The following is a 2,173-nucleotide window of genomic DNA, read 5'->3' on the forward strand; positions in this document are numbered from 1 at the left end:
TCGGGGCTCGGTCTGGGCCAGAGCAGCCACCCGTTGCTCGGCGCGGCGGTGTCCCTGCCCGACAGCGACACCGTGCTGCTGACCGGCCGACTGTCCGTCCAGACGCATCCTTGGCTGGCCGAACATCGGGTCGCCGGCACGATCCTCGTGCCGGGCACAGCGCTGATCGAACTCGCGATCCACGCCGGCGACCAGGCCGGATACGGCACCCTGCAGGAACTCGCAATCGAGGCGCCGTTGGTGTTGCCGGAGCAGGGCGCGGTGGTGCTGCGGGTGACCGTGGATGAGTCCACGCAGGTGGTGTCGATCTATTCCCGTCCGGCGGACGGTGACGCTTCGTGGACTCGGCACGCGCACGGCACGGTCTCGGCGCAGGTGACCGGTGTCCCGACTGATCTGACGGTGTGGCCGCCGGCCGGTGGCGAGTCGCTTGACGTCGATGGTCTGTATGACGTGTTGGCTGATGCTGGTCTGGGCTACGGATCGGTGTTCCAGGGCGTTCGGGCGGCGTGGCGTGCCGGTGACGAGGTCTTCGCCGAAGTGGAGTTGCCCGACGGCACCGGGGTGACCGGTTTTGGTCTGCACCCGGCGCTGTTCGACGCGGCGCTGCACGCCATCGCCCTCGGCGGTGTCGTCGACACCGCAGGCTCGGGCCCGTGGCTGCCGTTCGCGTGGAGCGGGGTGAACCTGTACGCCACCGACGCCTCCGTGCTGCGAGTGCGGCTCACCCCGGCCGGAATCGGCGCAGTGTCGGTACTGGCCTCGGACGCCGCCGGCGCCCCGGTTCTCTCCGTTGAGTCGTTGGTGCTGCGTCCTCTGGAGTCGGCGCGGCTCTCTCCGGTTCAGGACGCGCTGTTCGGCCTGGAGTGGGCCGAGGTCGCCACTGCGAGTATCTGGGATGGGGATTGGACGACGGTCGATGATGATTTCGATGGTCGGGTTCCGGCGGTGGTGGTCGTGCCGTCGTTGGTTGATTCTGCTGTTGGGGTGGTGCGTTCGGCTCGTGAGGCTGTGGCGGCGGCGTTGGCGTTGGTGCAGCGGTGGGTTGGTGAGGATCGGTTTGGTGAGTCGTTGTTGGTGTTCTTGACGGCTGGTTCTGGGCCGGCGGATGCCGCGGTGCAGGGTTTGGTTCGTTCGGCGCAGACGGAGAACCCGGGTCGGTTCGTGCTGCTGGATTTGGGTGCTGCACCGGTGACGTCTGAGTTGTTGGGTGTGGCGCTTGGTAGCGGTGAGCCGGAGCTTGTTCTTCGGGATGGGCGTTGGTTGGCTCCGCGTTTGGTCCGTGTGGTGGCGTCGCCGGTTTCGGTGCCGGCCGACGGCACGGTGTTGATCACCGGTGGTACGGGTGCGTTGGGTGCGTTGTTGGCGCGGCATCTGGTGGTGGAGCACGGTTTGCGGAGTTTGGTGCTGACCAGTCGTCGTGGCTTGGACGCTCCGGGGGCCGAGGGTTTGGTCGCCGAGTTGTCGGCGTTGGGTGCTGTTGTGCGGGTGGCCGCTTGTGATGTGTCGGATCGTGAGGCGGTCGCTGGGCTTCTTGGGGGGATCGCGGATCTGCGTGGGGTGGTGCATACCGCGGGTGTTCTTGACGATGGGTTGGTTACGTCGCTGTCGTCGGAGCGGTTGGGCGTGGTGTTCGGGCCGAAGGTCGACGCGGCGTATTACTTGCATGAGCTGACCGTGGGTCGAGACCTGGACATGTTCGTGGTGTTCTCGTCGGCGGCGGGTGTGCTGGGCAGTGGCGGGCAGGGGAACTACGCGGCGGCGAACAGTTTCCTCGACGAGTTGATCCGGCAGCGCAACGCGGTCGGGTTGGTCGGTACGTCCCTGGCCTGGGGCCTGTGGGAGCAGGCCGACGGCATGGGTGGCGACGTTCACCGCGCAGGCGTCGCGGGGCTCACCGAGACCGACGGCCTGCGTCTCTTCGACGCCGGATGGGTGCAGGGCGGGCTTGTCGTACCGATGCGCCTCGACCTCGCCGCGCTGCGGCGTACTCCCGGAGAGATCCCGCACCTGTTCCGTTCGCTGGTCCGGGTCTCTGGACGTCGTGCCGCGCGGCGCACCGCCGGCGGTTGGGTCGAGCGGTTGTTGGCGATGCCGTCGGGCGACCGCGCGGAGATTGTGCTGACGCTGGTTCGTACGGCGGTAGCTGAGGTTCTGGACTATGCCGGGCCGG

At 67.9% G+C, this 2,173-nt stretch carries 1 protein-coding gene and 1 pseudogene; both read left to right on the forward strand.

What is annotated here, in order from left to right; all coding sequences use genetic code 11:
- Positions 1-72: 72 nt before the first annotated feature.
- Positions 73-255, forward strand: a pseudogene (locus AB0C25_RS36545) (hypothetical protein); the annotation flags it as partial.
- 6 nt (positions 256-261) lie between these two features.
- Positions 262-2,173: SDR family oxidoreductase (locus AB0C25_RS36550; protein ID WP_357379648.1), on the forward strand; the 1,912-nt coding region annotated here is incomplete at its 3' end.

The sequence above is a fragment of the Micromonospora sp. NPDC048839 genome (assembly GCF_040649915.1).
Lineage (GTDB): Bacteria > Actinomycetota > Actinomycetes > Mycobacteriales > Micromonosporaceae > Micromonospora.